This window comes from Neobacillus paridis (genome assembly GCF_016765675.1).
Classification (GTDB): Bacteria; Bacillota; Bacilli; order Bacillales; family Cytobacillaceae; genus Neobacillus; species Neobacillus paridis.
In genome coordinates this window covers 1-569 of the sequence record NZ_JAESWB010000018.1, presented here as the reverse complement: position 1 = coordinate 569, position 569 = coordinate 1, and the positions used below count along the sequence as shown (strand labels likewise).

Below are 569 nucleotides of genomic sequence, written 5' to 3'. Positions count from 1 at the left end.
GCACCCAGAACAGCATCTTCGGACTCATCGTGGCAGGTGCATCCCTATTTCTCCGACAGCATGTAACCCACGCTGCGCACCGTCCTGATCAGCGACTCGGCCTCTTTCAGTGCCTTGCGCAGCCGCAGCACATGGACATCGACCGTGCGCTCTTCTATCACCGCATGATCGCCCCAGACCCGGTCCAGCAACTGGCTGCGCGAGAACACGCGTTCCGGATGGGCCATGAAGAACTTGAGCAGCTTGTATTCCGCATGCCCGATGTCGATGCGGTTCTCGTTCAGGCTCACGGTGCAACTGACCGGGTCCAGCGTCACCGGGCCGGTGCGCATCAGCGTTTGCGCATGCTCCGGCGCCTTGCGCCGCAATAGCGCCTTGACCCTGGCCGCCAGCTCGCGCGGCGAAAACGGTTTGGTGATGTAGTCATCCGCGCCCTGGTTCAGGCCGGCGATCTTGTCTTCCTCCATGCTTTTGGCAGTGAGCATGATCACCGGAAGGCTGGAGAAATTGCGGTCGGCGCGCAGCCGGGAAAGCAGGCGCAGGCCGGACTGGTCGGGCAGCATCCAGTC

Annotated in this window: 1 protein-coding gene; it reads right to left on the bottom strand. The window is 62.6% G+C overall.

The window, feature by feature from the left end:
- Window positions 1-44: 44 nt before the first annotated feature.
- On the bottom strand, window positions 45-569 hold a 525-nt coding region (locus tag JK635_RS27830), incomplete at its 5' end, for a winged helix-turn-helix domain-containing protein (protein ID WP_202651821.1).